17 protein-coding genes are annotated in these 15,977 nt (G+C 37.3%); 5 read left to right on the top strand and 12 right to left on the bottom strand.

Annotated elements, in window-relative coordinates:
- Positions 1–6: 6 nt before the first annotated feature.
- Both ACYQ35_RS06625 and ACYQ35_RS06620 read right to left on the bottom strand, forming a co-directional pair.
- Positions 7–1,374 carry a DNA primase family protein gene (locus ACYQ35_RS06625; RefSeq protein ID WP_459831422.1) on the bottom strand — a complete coding sequence of 456 codons (1,368 nt, stop codon included), beginning with the start codon at positions 1,372–1,374 and terminating at the stop codon, positions 7–9.
- A complete protein-coding gene (locus ACYQ35_RS06620; RefSeq protein WP_117943191.1) occupies positions 1,355–1,969 on the bottom strand; it encodes a CHC2 zinc finger domain-containing protein in 615 nt (204 codons plus the stop codon). The genes ACYQ35_RS06625 and ACYQ35_RS06620 overlap by 20 nt, the downstream gene beginning before the upstream one ends.
- A 277-nt stretch (positions 1,970–2,246) precedes the next feature.
- On the opposite strand from ACYQ35_RS06620, the gene ACYQ35_RS06615 reads away from it, so the two are divergent.
- The 3 genes from ACYQ35_RS06615 to ACYQ35_RS06605 all read left to right on the top strand — a co-directional run bounded on the left by ACYQ35_RS06615 (position 2,247) and on the right by ACYQ35_RS06605 (position 4,952).
- Positions 2,247–3,134 (top strand): helix-turn-helix domain-containing protein, encoded by an 888-nt coding sequence (locus ACYQ35_RS06615; protein WP_459831418.1) that lies wholly within the window; start codon positions 2,247–2,249, stop codon positions 3,132–3,134.
- Positions 3,135–3,445: 311 nt separating this feature from the next.
- On the top strand, positions 3,446–4,570 hold the full coding sequence (locus ACYQ35_RS06610; RefSeq protein ID WP_459831415.1) for a hypothetical protein: 1,125 nt from the start codon (positions 3,446–3,448) through the stop codon (positions 4,568–4,570).
- A 61-nt stretch (positions 4,571–4,631) separates the two neighbouring features.
- On the top strand, positions 4,632–4,952 hold the full coding sequence (locus ACYQ35_RS06605; RefSeq protein ID WP_412918215.1) for a multidrug transporter: 321 nt from the start codon (positions 4,632–4,634) through the stop codon (positions 4,950–4,952).
- Between the two features lie 159 nt (positions 4,953–5,111).
- Here the strand turns inward: ACYQ35_RS06605 and ACYQ35_RS06600 are convergent, their stop codons facing one another.
- The 7 genes from ACYQ35_RS06600 to cysK all read right to left on the bottom strand — a co-directional run bounded on the left by ACYQ35_RS06600 (position 5,112) and on the right by cysK (position 12,156).
- On the bottom strand, positions 5,112–5,549 hold the full coding sequence (locus ACYQ35_RS06600; protein ID WP_459831411.1) for a PBECR2 nuclease fold domain-containing protein: 438 nt from the start codon (positions 5,547–5,549) through the stop codon (positions 5,112–5,114).
- A 174-nt stretch (positions 5,550–5,723) separates the two neighbouring features.
- The gene (locus ACYQ35_RS06595) at positions 5,724–6,188 is read right to left on the bottom strand and encodes an ABC transporter substrate-binding protein (RefSeq protein WP_459831408.1); all 465 of its coding nucleotides are present in this window, start codon (positions 6,186–6,188) and stop codon (positions 5,724–5,726) included.
- Positions 6,189–6,256: 68 nt separating this feature from the next.
- The gene (locus ACYQ35_RS06590; protein WP_459831405.1) at positions 6,257–6,727 is read right to left on the bottom strand and encodes a hypothetical protein; all 471 of its coding nucleotides are present in this window, start codon (positions 6,725–6,727) and stop codon (positions 6,257–6,259) included.
- Positions 6,728–6,774: 47 nt separating this feature from the next.
- Complete coding sequence (locus ACYQ35_RS06585) at positions 6,775–8,595, bottom strand: DUF6320 domain-containing protein (protein ID WP_459831402.1); 1,821 nt, start codon at positions 8,593–8,595, stop codon at positions 6,775–6,777.
- A 1-nt stretch (position 8,596) separates the two neighbouring features.
- The gene (locus tag ACYQ35_RS06580; RefSeq protein WP_009757355.1) at positions 8,597–9,505 is read right to left on the bottom strand and encodes an alpha/beta hydrolase; all 909 of its coding nucleotides are present in this window, start codon (positions 9,503–9,505) and stop codon (positions 8,597–8,599) included.
- 233 nt (positions 9,506–9,738) lie between these two features.
- Positions 9,739–11,121, bottom strand: coding sequence for an NCS2 family permease (locus ACYQ35_RS06575; protein WP_009757356.1), 1,383 nt, complete (start codon positions 11,119–11,121; stop codon positions 9,739–9,741).
- A gap of 102 nt (positions 11,122–11,223) precedes the next feature.
- Positions 11,224–12,156, bottom strand: coding sequence for a cysteine synthase A (gene cysK, locus ACYQ35_RS06570; protein ID WP_009757357.1), 933 nt, complete (start codon positions 12,154–12,156; stop codon positions 11,224–11,226).
- A 191-nt stretch (positions 12,157–12,347) separates the two neighbouring features.
- Here cysK and ACYQ35_RS06565 point away from each other — a divergent pair, with 191 nt between their 5' ends.
- Positions 12,348–12,548: a cold-shock protein gene (locus ACYQ35_RS06565; RefSeq protein WP_009757358.1), complete on the top strand. Its 201-nt coding sequence runs from the start codon at positions 12,348–12,350 to the stop codon at positions 12,546–12,548.
- 99 nt (positions 12,549–12,647) lie between these two features.
- On the opposite strand, the gene ACYQ35_RS06560 is transcribed toward ACYQ35_RS06565, so the two are convergent.
- Genes ACYQ35_RS06560 through ACYQ35_RS06550 form a run of 3 tightly spaced genes read right to left on the bottom strand, consistent with a single transcriptional unit; the run spans position 12,648 to position 14,688 of the window.
- Positions 12,648–13,112 (bottom strand): RDD family protein, encoded by a 465-nt coding sequence (locus tag ACYQ35_RS06560; protein WP_084667643.1) that lies wholly within the window; start codon positions 13,110–13,112, stop codon positions 12,648–12,650.
- A complete protein-coding gene (gene sppA, locus ACYQ35_RS06555; protein WP_459831395.1) occupies positions 13,093–14,076 on the bottom strand; it encodes a signal peptide peptidase SppA in 984 nt (327 codons plus the stop codon). Before sppA ends, ACYQ35_RS06560 begins: the two co-directional genes overlap by 20 nt.
- Positions 14,077–14,079: 3 nt before the next feature.
- The gene (locus ACYQ35_RS06550) at positions 14,080–14,688 is read right to left on the bottom strand and encodes a hypothetical protein (RefSeq protein WP_009757361.1); all 609 of its coding nucleotides are present in this window, start codon (positions 14,686–14,688) and stop codon (positions 14,080–14,082) included.
- Positions 14,689–14,827: 139 nt separating this feature from the next.
- On the opposite strand from ACYQ35_RS06550, the gene ACYQ35_RS06545 reads away from it, so the two are divergent.
- Positions 14,828–15,967 carry a DUF4317 domain-containing protein gene (locus ACYQ35_RS06545; RefSeq protein WP_009757362.1) on the top strand — a complete coding sequence of 380 codons (1,140 nt, stop codon included), beginning with the start codon at positions 14,828–14,830 and terminating at the stop codon, positions 15,965–15,967.
- Positions 15,968–15,977 lie beyond the last annotated feature (10 nt).

The raw sequence follows: 15,977 nt of genomic DNA, 5'->3' as shown, positions 1-15,977 counted from the left end.
ACCAAATTAATTTGTCCATTCTTTCGGTACGTACGTACACTGGGAAGCGTCCATAAAACCATCTGTATAGGACGGCTTTGTAATAACCTTTACTCCCGTAAATCCCCATACTCGTCTCCCTGCAGAATTTTTTATTGTATTGCAATGTTCCAGATTATATTTTGCTTGAACAGCAATCATAGCATCTGAGAAACTACGATTTTTTAATGCAGTCATGGAATTTTCTTCACACCAGAGCCGATAGCTCTCATACAGTTCTTTGGAACTTGCACTTGCCTCTGCCTGAAAGCGAATATATCCCTCTGATTCTAAAAAATCCAGTACATTGTTATTGTCTCGTTTCACATTCTCACGATTCGCCTTGATACGAGGACTTTCTGTAAATTTAAAATTCTGACGGACTAACCGTTGTACCCCTTCGAATGCCCAGAGAAAAATACCTTCGGCTTCATTCTTCATTTTTTCTGCCAGATAGGGATCATCTACACGATCAACCGGTTTCTCCTTTGTTGTCAGCACCAATTGTCTTCGGTAAAATCCATCGCTGCGGTCATACAATGCCTGTAAATCTCCATTGCTGAATGCAAGCAGTCTGGAAAAAAGCCACCCCTGGTAACTTTGCTTTCCTTTACGTTCCAAGTCCATTTTCCCCTGAGCAGTAACAATGGACTTCACATAACTTGTCTGTTTCAGGGCTTCCATTCGCATATCATCATCTACGCACAACAAAATGTGCTCAAGGTCGGCTCTGGCAAAGCGGTTTTCAGAAATTTTTCCGATACTTCCGTCTTTCATATTTGAGCCTAACAAGCTGTTCAGAACAGCACCAATCTGTGATTTTCCCTCACCACCATTACCTTTTATAATCATCATGCGTTGTCCTTTGTTGCTTGGAATCAGGCAATACCCAATAAACTCCTGCAAAGTTGGAATATCTTCCTGGTAGAGCAGTTGTTCTAAAAATGACAGCCATGTGACAGCTTCGGGCGCATCTGGATTATAGTTGACCGGAAGACGCATTCGCACAATATCCGGTTTTTCAGATATAAATGAGCCATCTATATATAGCGTTCCATTTGCAAGATGGATTTTATTGGCTTCTGGTGGAAAATCCTCTATATAAGCTGCCAGTTTCATTACTTCCAGAATATTTGTTACTTTGCGTGGAACGTTGTTGATGGCATAATGTTTCAGACTTTCAAATATTTCTCCACGAAGGGGCAGATCATCTGTGATCCGCCCTTCTGGAGTAAAAAATGCATTGTTGGCAAAGAGTATTTTGTGCGTATGGAGAAATTCCTCACAAAAGGCTGCTTCATTGATATTGGCTCCGTCAAACCAAACTGGATAGTTACTAAGCTGCTTCTTCTGCATATGCATCCTCCTCATCACGAGTCCCTAAAAGATATTTTAAATCTTCCAGATAGCCGGTTTCTTTCATGGATTTTACAACTTCAAAACCTTCCTCCTCATCTGCAAAGGTCAGATAGTCTGCCAGATATTCGATATAACTCAGATTTTCACATGCTTCTTCAAATCGTTCGTCCATAGGTAAATCTGGTCGTTCTGGCGCATACAATGCTTTCCATTTTTCCAAACGATGAAGATATTCGCAAACCATTTTCTGACATTTACATAATTCTTTCTGTCTGTTCTTTGTTTCCATGTACTCTGGCTTTTTCAGAGCTGCTATTACTGGCGGATTATCTGGTGTAATACCAAAATCTACAGCAATTTTCTTGGCGGCTTCATAGTTACTCAGTCCGAATAGATTTGCAACAAATTGAATCACATCTCCGGTAGCACCACAACCAAAGCAGTAGTAATAAGTGGTATTCAGTTTCATACTTGGATGATGGTCATTATGAAATGGACAACAGATCATGTTGTTTCTTCCAATTTTCATGCCATAATATTCTGCAGCCTGTTCGACTGTTACAGTTTCTTTTATTGTTTCAAATAATCTCATTCTATTTTCCTCCTAATTTAAGTTTGAATTTAAAGCTGTGCCGTTTTATCCAGATCCTTTCCTGACAGGCAACCCTTCTCGGCGCTGTGTCGTCTTTTTGTGAGCGCTCTTTTCTGATCAGAAAATCGTGGCGGTTTATAAAGCTCCGGAACGGTCATTTAGTTTTCAAGGTTCTGTCTGATCGATCATGTTGACAGTTTAGCATGAAAAAATCGCACCCTTGATTTATTCACGTACAATGAAAATCACGAATACGATTTGATAAAAAATTGCAAATTTGCACAGGCACAGATATAATGGAAGTAGTTTAGGAGGTGACGAAACAATGGGAAAATCTGATTTAATAGAAGATGAAACAAGTCTTGCATACCGATTGAGTAATTTGCGGAAAGACCATGATTTAAGCCAAAAACAGTTGGCTGATCAGCTTCATGTGACTCATTCACAAATCAGTCGTATTGAGAGCGGTGAAACAAAAAATCCTAATATAAGCATTGTAATAGATGCCGCCAGGTTTTTTCATGTTTCTACTGATTATCTGCTTGGAATCACTCAGATTACTTCACCCAAAAGTTATGATATATCGGAACTTGGACTGTCGGAAGAAGCAGTAACGAGACTGATTACCACAAGAATAGATGTAGATATTTTAAACCGATTATTGGAACATGAACATTTTCCCAAATTATGTATTATGATTCGGAATTATTTTGATGATACCATTGCTGATGGTATCATGGCACGAAATAAGGTCATTGATTTGGCTGTTGATCAACTGACTGATTTGATGACTGTAGAACCCTCAAAAAGAAAAGAGATTATAAAAGATAAGCAGTTTTTAAGCTCACAAAAATTAGGTGCGAATGAAGCGGACATCGAAAAAATCAAGATTCAGTTTATGGCAATATTACGTGATGTTAAATCTGGTATACAGAGAAAAGAACCAATAAAAGCGGTTGCTACAGCCGAAGCGATACAGATAATTCGGGACGCATTGCCTGATAAACCGGTTTCTGATATTACAAGTACTGACGTAGCAAATGCAGTAGCTTTTTATATGGGACAGACAACAGATCTGAATGACGAAGGACTTGCAATGGTACAGAATTTGGCAAAATATATTTGTGATAATAGCGTGCAAGAAAAGAATTCAGAGAATAGCTGACGTAAGCATGGATATACCTTTCTTCAAATGTGGCATCGTCTGAATAACAGCATCGTCATGCTAATATTCAGACTCAGTTCTGTACTTTCAGGTAACTCCTTTACGGAGTACCTTTCAGCACAGAATGCCGGAAATTGGAGATAATCGCAAGGATATAGAATTTCTTTCCGGCAGCCACAATTTCATAAAGGTATAACACACTAGACTTTCCTGACGGAAAATCGTGTGCCAAGGGGAGTGCCGCCCCTTTGGATACCCCAGAGTGTAATAATTAAATATTATTAATAATTTACTTTAATAGAAAGGAGCATATGATGCAAAAATCCGATATTTTTTTACAGACATATTTAAATCTTGAAAAAGAAGTAATTGAAGTATCTAAATACATATTTTTTACAGATGAAGTACTGGTGAACAGTAATGGTAGCATAAAGGTTCAATCATGTAAGACACAGCTTGAAACATTTTCCCCTCATATTGCAGATCTGTTAGTACGTTGTTGTGTACAAATAGAAGCCATATCAAAGGAATTATATTTTGATAATGGTGGAAGCAAAGCAAGAGGCGACAGTACTATCCATTTTGATGAAGATTGCCTAAAATTAATTGATATTAAGTGGCAGACACATAATAAAATTGTAATGGTTGTAGCACCATATTTTAACCTAACCAAAGATGAAAATCGTATCCTGAAACCTTTAAAAGAAGCACATAAAAGACAGGGAACTTATTGGGAAAAAGCTTATCAAGCAGTAAAACATGATAGGTACTCTTCTTTACAAAAAGGAAATGTGAAGGCTTTGCTCCAAGCTTTGGCTGCTTTATTTTTATTAAATTTGTATTATCATAACGAGTCATGGATTAGCAAATATAATGATATTTCAAAAATTGATTATAGTATGGGATCTAAGATATTTACAGTAAAAGCGCCTGAAGCAGATCAACTGTGGTACAAAAATATTCCCAATATTAGTGAGAGTCCATATGTGGTTACATATCAAGAAGAAGATTTTAAGCAAATTGAGAAAATGCAAAACGATGAAGAAAAAGCGATAAATGATTATTGGCAAGCACAGCCAGAAGTGCATGAAGACGCTTTTAAAGATCAATTGCACAAAGCTCTTGAAAAAAGTCCTCACACAAAAGTTATCTATATTTGGGAATTAGCAAAATATCGTTTAAATAAAAAAATCCCTAATTCATTAAGCTTCGAGGAGAAAAAAGAACTGTTAATTAATAGCGAGGAGTGGAATGGATGGATACATCAAAATAATAACCATCTTTCAGCAGATGAACTCACAGAAGCCAATATACAAGATGAAATAAATGTTGTTGGCACTTGTTGGGGAATGGAAATAATGAAAAAACTACAGAAATTAGAATGGCTTCCAATTGCTTTGAATAGAGAAATATGCAAAATATATATTCCATCATAAATACATTTCGATACAAATATACATTTTTATTTACATTATTAAAGGAGATGAATATATCATAATGGTGGAATATGGCTATACGAAAAAAGACTGGGCATTGTTCAGAGAAAAAATTGCCGATTGGCAAGAAGCCTATATGGATAAGTTGAATAAAGAATATATTGATTTATTAAATGGCGATGGAAGACCTTCTGAAAAATTCTGGGCTTTGGAAGAGCGAATACGGAATGATAAAAAAGATACAGGTGTACAGTTAAGAATGAGCCGTTCCAACTGTATCTACAATATTGTCTCATTGTTGAATGAAGGTGCGATTACTATGGAAGATCTGGAAGAATTTAGTGATGAATTGAAAGAAAGAGTACATTTTATTGCAAAATAAAAAGCCCTATCCATTTGGAACAGAGCATTTATAGATGAAAGAGATTATTTGGCAGGCGTCGCGGCTCCTGCATCTCTTTTAACCCATAGGGTGCGTGGTTGCAACGAAATTTACCACCTCAAATAATCTCTTTACTATCTTATACATATTATAACCCAATTATGCTTTTTTGTAAATAACATCCTTGTTACGTAAGTAGTTATTCAGTCTCTTTTCAGTTATTTTCCAACTGGTAATCACAGAATTTTTATAATCCTTATTATCATCAGAAGTTATGATTTTCAATACCAGAAGAGAGCGTTCCTCGCCATTAAGGATCTTTTTAACAATCAAACCAGTATTTGGACGCTTGTCCCTGAAAATATAATCCGGGTCATCTAATATGTCTCTTACGTAATGCATCGTATCTATGTATGCTTCTGGATGCCTTTCACGAATATGCATCATTTGTTCTTCTGTAATAATCACCTCATCAGCTATGTGGTTACTGGAAATACAATCATAAATATCCCAGTTCAGAGTTCCAAGGCTGTGAATTACAATATTTCTCTCTTTAACGATAACGCCATCTCCTATACGAACCTGATTATACTTCATAATGGTTCTCCTTTCTGCCAATAACTTTTCTTGGTTTGTGATTGCGCCCTTTTGCACAACCAGTCTACGTTATTATCATAACACAGGTACGTTACTATGTACAAGTAGAAACTAGATTCTTCGCACTATTCAATCCATCCACCCAATTACACAAAATCACAATCGTCTCATAATTTACATGGATATATGTACGCCACCTTTTCTTCCGCCGAGAACTTCTTTCCCTTTTAAATCTTCCCACTTAAAGTCAGGCATCTCTTCCCTTGCAACAAGAAAGTTTCCTGCTCTTTGTGTCAATTGCGCAAAATTGACAACATAATCTTTTGCTTCCTCATTATAAGTGTAAATGGACGATTCCGAACCCATAAATCCGATTTCTGCGTCACCTGAAAGTACGGCCGTCATTGTCTTATCCGCCCCAAATCCTGTTTTCAAAATGAGGTCAATTCCTTCTTCCTCGAAATATCCCTCTTCAATCGCCACATACATCGGAGCATAAAAAATAGAATGTGCCACTTCATTTAAACGGACTTTCTGCAATTTATCCTTTGGCTCTTCTTCCTTTTTACACGCTGTCATGGAAACTGCGGATAAGACTACCACCGCTGTCATCATCAGTGAAATAACTCGCTTTTTCATTTTCTTTCCCCCACTTTATTTCTTTACCTTATCAATATATGTCTTGGGGAGAAATACGTGCTTTTTCTTTAGCACATCACAATAATTTTTCGGGGAGTAGTTTGAGGAGGAATACTTCTTGTCGTTATTGTATAATATACGATTAACATATTCTGCCCTACAGGACACATATATTGCTGCCCATTTGAAGTAATAATCTCTGTTCCCCGGGAAATATTTAATTTCAACTGTTCGTCCACGGCTGTCAGGTTCTCATCAAAATAGCCTACAAAAATATTTTCATTCGGAATATTTCTGCCGATAATCACCGCCTGATATTGCGGCGGATAAATAAGCGGAACAGGAAGATTTGCATCATAAAACGCAGTCACTGTCATGCCGGGACGAATCCTGATCATGTCAATTACATACGTTTCTGGAGAAATAATAAAATTATGCACTCCCTCTGCATTTTGTATTGTTATCATTTGCCGACAACAATCTTCACTTATAGGTTGAATACGTTGTACCGTTCCGGTAATTGCGTTTAGGTTTTCCATAAATTTCTTTCCTTTTTGTTTCTTTATTCCTAATATATGCCTACCGTCTAAATATGAAACTTTTTATGGATTTCCTGCAGTACTTCTTCCTTTTTAAAAATAATCAATGCGACCAGCAATAAGAAACTAAACATTACACAGAGTAAAGAGGGAATCGTGTTCGTGACTACTCGTGTCAGCAGAAAAATAAAAGGGACTGTCATTCCATAACTCCCCGCCATAAGAAGATAAATCATATAATCTTTTGCTTTTAATTTTTGCACTCTTATTGCGGTCAGCATAAATGTTATGATGCATATTACGGCAATCGGGAATACATATCCAACAGACCACCCTTTCCATTTTGTTCCAATATCCCATAAAACACAGCCAACTGTAATCAACATCATTTCCCACATTCCATTTTTGAGAAGATTGTGTCTTTTCTTGAATCCGGTCACAAAAACCAGCCATGTGCTACATATCAGTCCTGTCACAAACACAGCCCAATATATCCCTGAATTTATCATTGTGTTTATTCCAAATGTCAGTGTAACTCCGGCAATACATAAAAACGAAAACCATTGAAAAAGTTTTTGGGCAAGTTCAGTCTGTTTTTTCGTCTCCGGATATGTTGGTGTTTCTATTTTGGCTTCTATTCCCACTTGGGACAATATATCAAAGAAATTTCTAATGACATTTTCCGTATCGCTTCTTGAAGTAAAGCCCAAAGATAATTTATCTTCAAAAGAACATGCACATAATTCCATCTTTCCCGTACTTGTATACACACCAAACCTGTAAATGTATTTCCTATATTCTTCCGGCATGGATACTACACTCATGTTTGAAAATACTGCTGTCAATTCTTTTTCCGCCAATTTTGCCCCTGCCTGCATACAAACATTTTTTAATTCCAACGGTGCAATTCTGAGAAATGGATTTTTCTCCAATGAAATCCACTCATTCATATGTTCCGCCATTCTTTTTGTGTTTAATTCCTCCTGAAAAAATTGTTTTACATACGCTAATACATCTTCCAAACTGTCTTTTTCCTGTCCAAACTGATAACACGGTTCAATCCAACCGAAAAAATTCAACATGGACTCTGACGGAAATAATTTTCTGAGATTAACGGGAATCATTAATTTTACCGGATTTTTTTCTTCCGTTTTGGACATTTCCCTATGAATTGCACAGAGAAGAACGGAAGTTAATAAAACAGTCATTGTCACCCCGTATTCTCTTGACTTTTCTAAAACTTCCGACACCGACAATGTTGCCTCTGTTATCTGCATCTGAAAGCGGTTTTGCTTTTGTTTTTTAAGTTGAAATGCCTTTTTCTTTTCCTCTTTCGGCTTTTTGATTTTCGGAGAATAATATTTCTCAAATCCGTCGATTTCCTGATCCGTAACGGTGACGGATTCATTTCCGAGGGGAACATCTTTTATTCCCTCACTTTTATGTGCAATCAACAGATAGTTCTTCACTAACTCACGCAAAAATAAAGTCGCTCCGGTTCCGTCTGTTAATGCATGATATACTTCAAAATTAATTCTGTTTTTATAATAGGTCACTTCAAAAAGCAGACTTTTTTTGTCCCGTATATAAATATCGCTGCACGGTTCTTTCCACTCTTCTTCGACAGCAGGCCTTAAGTGGCTCTTTTCCAAATAGTGCCAAAACAGTCCCTTTCGCATAACGGAAAGAAATACAGGATATTTTAGAACCGTTTTATCCAGCGCTTTCTGTAAAATACCTTCGTCTACTTCCTCCTGCAGTTCACAATAAAAACGGAAAACTCTTGTATCCGCTCTTCCGCTTGTCGCCGGAAAGATTTTTGCCGCATTATCTAATTTTCTCCACGATGCTCTTTTTGTTTCCGACATACTAACACTCCTCCAAAAATTTACAAATATATTCTAAACTTTCCTGCACATGGTAATGTTTAAATCCCAAAGCAAAAAATCCATGAATTGCATTTTGTATGCGATAAATTTGTACGTCCACATTTTCTTCCTGCAGGCGCCTTCCATAATCCTCTCCCTCATCTCGAAGTGGATCAAGTTCAGCGGTAAGAATTAAAGTTCTCGGAAGATTTGCAAACGTTTTCGCTTTAATTGGAGCAAAATATGGATTGTCCTTATCTTTTTCTTCACTTTTATACAATTCAATGTAATCCTGCATTTTCTGTACCGTTAAGAAAAAATCGGTTCCATTTTCCTGCACTGACATATATGGAGATTTTTCCGAATAGTCGCTATTTACTGCAGGATAAATCAAAATTTGTCTCCGAGGGGAAAAATCTCCTGTATCTCTTGCTTTCTGGCATACTCCTGCAACTAAATTTCCTCCTGCACTGTCTCCGATTAGCGTTATGTTCTCCGGCGGCATATCTTTAATCAGTTTTTCATTAAACATTGCTTCTGCCACCCTGTAGCAATCTTCAAATCCTGCCGGAAAAGGATATTCCGGAGCAAGCCGATACTCTACGGAAACAATAATCTGATTTGTTGCTTCTGTCAGTTTTGCACAAATTCTCTCATAACTATCCACGCTCTCTGTGACCCAGCCGCCGCCGTGAAAGAAAAGCAAAGCCTTTCTTTCTCCCTGCATTTCCTTTGGAAGGTACAAACGTATCGGTATTTTGTATCCATTGTTTTCAACATAATAGTCTGTCGTTCGATGAAAAATCTTCAGTAAATCAATGCCTTTTAAATCTGCCATATATCTTGCCGGCTTTACTTTTATTCCTCCTTTTGAAAGCCCCCGCAATACTTTTCTTACTACTCTTCTCATTTTTCTTTTCTCCAAGTTATCTCCTTTATCCTATACGAAAGTAGCAGATAACATTTGTTACCTGCCACCGCATTTTCCAACATTTTCTTATTGGCTCTGTTGTTTTGCCAATGTAAAATAGTCCTCTTAAATTATCTTTATTTTAGCACAATACTTTAGACAAAGCAATTTATTTTTTTTGAAATACGAAAAGGACATCACAGTTCAACTGCAATGTCCTCAAATTTTTCATATTATAATAAGAAATATTTCCCTATAAACAAGACTGCGAGTACAATCATCAACACGCTTATCTTCTTTTCTTTTGCTTTTCCTGCAACAAGATTGATTATAACGTATGTAATAACTCCCATTGCAATACCTTCAGAAATACTGTAGAAGAATGGCATTGCCGCAATACAGATGAAACAAGGAAGTCCTTCTGTGAAGTCAGAAAAATCAATGTTTGCCACATTTGTCAACATATAAAATCCTACCACTACCAATGCAGGTGCTGTCGCAAATGATGGAATGGCAAGGAAAATAGGTGATAACAACAGAGAAGCACCAAATAATACGGCTGTTGTCACTGCTGTAAGACCTGTACGTCCTCCTTCTGAAACACCAGATGCACTTTCCACGAAAGTAGTTACTGTTGATGTACCAAGCACTGCTCCGGCTGTTGTAGCCACTGCATCTGCCATTAAGGCTCCTTTAATTCTAGGAAGTTTTCCGTCTTTATCAAGCATATTTGCTTTTGTAGAAACTCCAATCAATGTTCCCAATGTATCAAAAATATCTACAAATAAGAACGCAAAAACAACTACCATAAACTGTCCGATGTTAATTCCCGAAAAACTTAATTTCGCAAAAATCGGTGATAAACTCGGCACACTGATTCCGTTGCTGAAATCCGGTAACAAACTATACATACCTAATTCTGCATTCGGAACATAAATTCCTGTCAACTGACAGATGATTCCTAAAATCCATGTAATTAAAATTCCCCAGAGAATATTTCCCTTTACATTTTTTACTACAAGAATTGCTGTAATAATAATACCGATAACTGCCAAAAGAACTGTAATTCCTACATCATTCATTGATGCTGATACCTTGTTTAATTCATTATAACCTTTGACAGAGAATAACTGAACTAAAGTAGAACCACCGATAACAATTTTTGCATTCTGTAATCCGATAAACGCAATGAATAAACCGATTCCCACGCTTACCGCTGATTTTAGATTCATCGGAATCGCATTAAAAATTGCTTCACGAACATTTGTGACAGATAAAAGAATAAAGATAATACCCTCTACAAATACTGCCGCTAAAGCAACCTGCCATGTGTATCCCATACCGATAACGACTGTGTACGCAAAATATGCGTTTAATCCCATTCCCGGTGCCAACGCAAACGGATAGTTTGCAAAAAGTGCCATTAACATTGTTCCTAAAAATCCTGCCAGAGCAGTTGCTGTGAATACGGCACCCTGATCCATTCCCGCTGCCGAAAGAATACTTGGGTTTACCGCTAAAATATATGCCATTGTCATAAATGTCGTAATACCGGCAAGTATCTCTGTTTTCACAGTTGTCTTGTTTTCTTTGAGTTTAAATATTTTCTCTAACATACTCTCTCATTCCTCCTTAAGTAATACTTATCTAGTTTATCAGAGAGTTTATGTAATGTAAATCTTTTATACATTATATATACTTATAACTATTCATAAGTATTAATATTTAAACAATTCAGTAGACAAATATCTTTCCCCTGTATCCGCAAGTAATGTCACGATTACCTTTCCCGCATTTTCTTCTTTTTTCGCTTCCTCTATTGCCGCATATACTGCTGCTCCTGAAGAAATCCCCACTAAAACACCTTCTTTTTCTGCCAGAAGCCTTGCACCTTTAAATGCCTGCTCATTTTCTACCGTAAGAATCCTGTCATAAATGTTCGTATCCAAAATATCCGGAATAAATCCTGCGCCGATTCCCTGTATTCCGTGAGGTCCCGGATTTCCTCCTGAAAGCACAGGGGATTGGGCAGGTTCAACAGCCACCACCTCTATATTCTTATTTTTTTCTTTTAGGCAGCGACCTGTTCCGGTAATTGTTCCACCCGTGCCGACACCTGCAATAAACATATCTACTTTACCGTCTGTATCTTCCCAAATTTCTTCTCCGGTTGTTCCATAATGTGCTTTCGGATTAGAAGGATTTGTAAACTGTCCCAATATGATTGCTCCCTCAATTTCCTCCTCCAATTCTTTTGCTCTCTGAAGCGCCCCTTTCATTCCCAATTTTCCGTCTGTGAGAACAATTTCGGCTCCATACCCCTGCAAAAGTTTTCTTCTCTCCACACTCATCGTTTCCGGCATAGTAAAGATTGCTTTATATCCTTTTGATGCAGCTGCCATCGCCAAACCGATTCCTGTATTTCCACTCGTAGCCTCGATAATGGTAGCACCTTTTTTTAATTTCCCCATCTCCTCAGCATCTTCTATCATTTTCTTTGCCACACGGTCTTTTACGCTTCCTGCTGGATTGAATAACTCCAATTTAACATACACTTTTGCTTTTAAATTTTCCGCTTCCTCTATGGAAGTCACCTCCAATAAAGGTGTATTTCCGACTAATTCCAATATGTTTTTATAAATTTTCGCCATTTTTTTCTTTCTCCTCTCTTTTTTTATCAACTGAATATATAAAATATATCAAATAACCACTTATTCTTTTTGTATATTTTCTATGAAACATTCTTGTTTTTTCTTGACTTTTATATATAATTATGCTAATCTAACGAAGTATCAGTTTCTGATACAGTATCATTATTTTTTATTTTTATGGAGGTAACATCATGAACAAAGGTACAGTAAAATGGTTCAACAACCAAAAGGGTTATGGATTCATCTCTGACGAAGCCGGAAACGATGTATTTGTACATTACACCGGTTTAAACATGGAAGGCTTCAAATCCTTAGAAGAAGGTCAGGCAGTTGAATTTGAAATTACAGAGGGTGCTAAAGGTCCTCAGGCTGTCAACGTAGTAAAACTTTAATCAACATTTTAAATGTGCCTTTTATTTATAAGATTTAATATATATTTGATTTCATATTTAAAAAGCATCACTGGAAATGAGATTAGAAAACCCGATACATTACCGTATCGGGTTTTTCATGTAACTGTTTCGGTAAATTACTCTTGTGTCCCCGAGCATATCCTGTATTCCTCTTTTTTCCCTGTCTACTCCCACTAAAACATATCCGATTCCCATACAGAATCCGCTTAAAAATCTTCCGATGGTTTCCCTGTAGATTATGTTAAACAGAGATAATTTCCCACCGTTTGCATTGACTACCTGTAAGTTCATAACGCGTTTTCCAAGTGTCGTTCCCGTACAATACGTCATCAGGACAAAATAGGAAACTCCGCATACATATAAAACAATATCTTTTAATGTATAGTGAAACAATATGTTTCCGTCTATCTGCGAAAAAAGAAAGTGTAACGGAATTCTGATGAAGAGTAAACCAACCCATACAATAATACTGTCAATAATATATGCCGACAGTCTTGCGAAAAATCCCCCATACATTACCGGGTTATCGTAATTGTTCTGCATAATACATCGGCACCCCACTTCCCAATTCCGCTTCTGTCTCTTTTAATACTTCCGCTTCCGATTTTGTCTTTAAACTTTCTAATTTCCCAAAAAATGATGCGAGCATGGACGGTTCCGTACTTGGCTCATAGAAAATCACATTCTCCCCAATTTCTTTACTCATGTCTTTTTTCATATCGTCATACAGTCCGATTTCATCAACTAAACCGTTTGCTTTTGCCTGCTTTGCCGAATAGATTCTTCCGTCCGCAAGTTTTCTCACTTCCTCCTCACTCATTTTTCTTCCGTCTGCCACAATTTCAACAAAGCGACCATAGGATTCATCTACGATACTTTGATAAATAGCCGTCTGCTCTTCGTTCATCTGACTCATATCTTTATTCTTGCCGCTTGTTATACTGTATGAGCGAATCCCCAATTTCTCATATAATCCCGTCATATCAAATCCTGAAATAATTACTCCGATAGAACCTGTTGTCGTGTTTGGATTAGCGTAAATCTTGTCAGACGGCGCTGAAATATAATATCCGCCCGAAGCGGCGTAATGTTCCATGTATGTCCATACCGGACGATTTGTCTCTTTCTGGTATTCTTTCAATTTCAAATATAATTCCTCGGATTCATAAACCGCTCCTCCCGGAGAATCTACGCGAAGAAGAATTCCTTTATTGGAAGAATCCTCTTTCATTCTGTCAATATATTCCAAAGTATCCAAATGCTGGTATCCTTCACTCGTATCAAAAATCCCATCTGATGTTGTCTGTTCCTGTATTGTTCCCACAACATTTACCACACCGACATATTCTCTGTTTGGAAGTTGTAATTCTGTTCCTCCGGATAAAACCTCACTGGAAGTTCTCTTTAAAAAAGAATCCGCAATCGTATTGGTAAATACACTCGTCACGCCTACGGCAATAAATAAAACTGCGGCAACCACCGCTCCGATAATCTGCTTTTTGTTCATCTTCTATTCTTCTCCTTTATCTGACGTATTTTCCCCTTCCTGTGTGGAATTATCGGGTACTTTATCCTGTCCCGCACCCTGATTTTCTTCCTCTTTCTGTTCCTCCACAGGTTTTTGTTCCTGTTCTTCCGTCTGTTCTTCCGTCTGCTCTTCTGTCTGTTCCTCTTCCGGCTCTTTTACCGGTTCTTTCGTTGATTCATCTTTATCGTTTAGTTTCTCAATTCCGATTTTAGCCCATTTTTTCAAAGTTTCCCGGTTATAATACGCTGCCGTTCCAATCACCGCAAGAATAAGGATAAATAGAATCGCTTTTAGAAAACCGTGTCCTTTTTTCTCTTTCGTTTTTTTCTTCTTTTTCCCTGAAAACTTAAAAGGCAGTTTGATCGAACCTCCCTTTTTCCGTTTCTTCTTACTCCTGCCGGAATTCTTTTTACTTCCGGCATAGTTTTCACTATGCTCCTTTTTCTCCTTTTCTCTTTGTTTATCCAAATCCATTTTTACTTTACATTCATAACAAAATGCATATGTATGATAAATCGGATTGCCCTGTTTATCTTTTCCTACTTCAATTGGTTTGATTTGCATCTCTTTTCCACATCGTTTACATATCATAAGCATTTCCTCCTCAGTTAGATTAGTCTACATTATATCACATCATTTCTTTCTATTTGTGAAAAAAATCTTAACTTTAATTTCATTTTACGATATAATAATCGGAGTAATTATTTGTACATACAAAGGAGTTAGACATATGAATAAAAAAGAAATTGCGGAAATCAAAAAGCAGTTTACCCCCGCAAACTGTGCAATCACACGCATTTGTGGCTGTTATGTAAACGGTGAAAAAGAAAAGCAGTCCACATTCAAACAGGCTTTTCTCTCTTTACCCGAGGAGGAAATGTTCAAATATTTCGATATTTTTCGCAAAGGTCTGTCGGGAACTCTCGGGAAAAATCTAATTAATATGGATTTTTCTCTTGAAGCGGAATTAAACGGCGGAACACACGAGTTTCTCTTAAAATTGCGCGAAAGCCGCCTGACTGACGATATGCTTTTAAATACTTTTTACGATAAAATTATCGAATCTTACGATTATGCAGAGCATTATCTTATCCTCCTCATTCACAGCGCCTACGACATTCCCGGAAAGTCTTCTGATAATGAGGAAATGTTTGACGCTTCTGATGAAGTATACGATTATATCGTCTGCAGTATATGCCCTGTCAAACTTTCAAAACCGGGACTGTCTTACGATGCTGAATTAAACACTTTCCATGACCGTATCCGTGATTGGATCGTAGAAATGCCAAACCATGCTTTCTTATTCCCCGCTTTCAACGACAGAAGTACGGATATTCACAGTACACTATATTATTCCAAAAAACCGGAAGAATTACATATGGAACTGGTAGACAGTTTGCTTGGCTGTTCTTCCCCTCTCACCGCAGGAACACAGAAAGAGTCTTTCAATACACTGATAACGGAAACACTGGGAGATGAATGTTCCTACGAAGTTGTCAAAAACATTCACGAAAACCTAAATGAACTGATTGAAGAACAGAAAGATTCTCCTGTTCCCGTCGAACTTGACAAAGAAGAAGTAAAATATCTATTTGCCAAAAGCGGTGTCGATCAGGAAAAATTAGAAAATTTTGACACACAGTACGAAACCGTAGCAGGCGAGAAATCCACTCTTCTTGCCACTAACATTACAAATACAAGAACTTTTGAAATTAAAACCCCTGATATTATCATCAAGGTAAATCCGGAACGCACTGACCTTGTTGAAACAAAGGTCATTGACGGAAGGCAGTGTCTTGTCATTGGGGTAGATGATCATGTGGAAATCAACGGTATATCCGCACGCACAATATTGAAAAAATCTGAATAAATCTGCTTGG

It is taken from the genome of Faecalimonas hominis (assembly GCF_054660755.1).
This window is presented reverse-complemented; position numbering and strand designations above follow the sequence as displayed.

Coding starts and splice junctions, on each gene's coding strand:
- ACYQ35_RS06625 (WP_459831422.1), bottom strand. CDS start 1,374: ATGCAGAAGAAGCAGCTTAGTAACTATCCAGTTTGGTTTGACGGAGCC.
- ACYQ35_RS06620 (WP_117943191.1), bottom strand. CDS start 1,969: ATGAGATTATTTGAAACAATAAAAGAAACTGTAACAGTCGAACAGGCT.
- ACYQ35_RS06610 (WP_459831415.1), top strand. CDS start 3,446: ATGATGCAAAAATCCGATATTTTTTTACAGACATATTTAAATCTTGAA.
- ACYQ35_RS06605 (WP_412918215.1), top strand. CDS start 4,632: ATGGTGGAATATGGCTATACGAAAAAAGACTGGGCATTGTTCAGAGAA.
- ACYQ35_RS06600 (WP_459831411.1), bottom strand. CDS start 5,549: ATGAAGTATAATCAGGTTCGTATAGGAGATGGCGTTATCGTTAAAGAG.
- ACYQ35_RS06595 (WP_459831408.1), bottom strand. CDS start 6,188: ATGAAAAAGCGAGTTATTTCACTGATGATGACAGCGGTGGTAGTCTTA.
- ACYQ35_RS06590 (WP_459831405.1), bottom strand. CDS start 6,727: ATGGAAAACCTAAACGCAATTACCGGAACGGTACAACGTATTCAACCT.
- ACYQ35_RS06585 (WP_459831402.1), bottom strand. CDS start 8,595: ATGTCGGAAACAAAAAGAGCATCGTGGAGAAAATTAGATAATGCGGCA.
- ACYQ35_RS06580 (WP_009757355.1), bottom strand. CDS start 9,505: ATGAGAAGAGTAGTAAGAAAAGTATTGCGGGGGCTTTCAAAAGGAGGA.
- ACYQ35_RS06575 (WP_009757356.1), bottom strand. CDS start 11,121: ATGTTAGAGAAAATATTTAAACTCAAAGAAAACAAGACAACTGTGAAA.
- cysK (WP_009757357.1), bottom strand. CDS start 12,156: ATGGCGAAAATTTATAAAAACATATTGGAATTAGTCGGAAATACACCT.
- ACYQ35_RS06565 (WP_009757358.1), top strand. CDS start 12,348: ATGAACAAAGGTACAGTAAAATGGTTCAACAACCAAAAGGGTTATGGA.
- ACYQ35_RS06560 (WP_084667643.1), bottom strand. CDS start 13,112: ATGCAGAACAATTACGATAACCCGGTAATGTATGGGGGATTTTTCGCA.
- sppA (WP_459831395.1), bottom strand. CDS start 14,076: ATGAACAAAAAGCAGATTATCGGAGCGGTGGTTGCCGCAGTTTTATTT.
- ACYQ35_RS06550 (WP_009757361.1), bottom strand. CDS start 14,688: ATGATATGTAAACGATGTGGAAAAGAGATGCAAATCAAACCAATTGAA.
- ACYQ35_RS06545 (WP_009757362.1), top strand. CDS start 14,828: ATGAATAAAAAAGAAATTGCGGAAATCAAAAAGCAGTTTACCCCCGCA.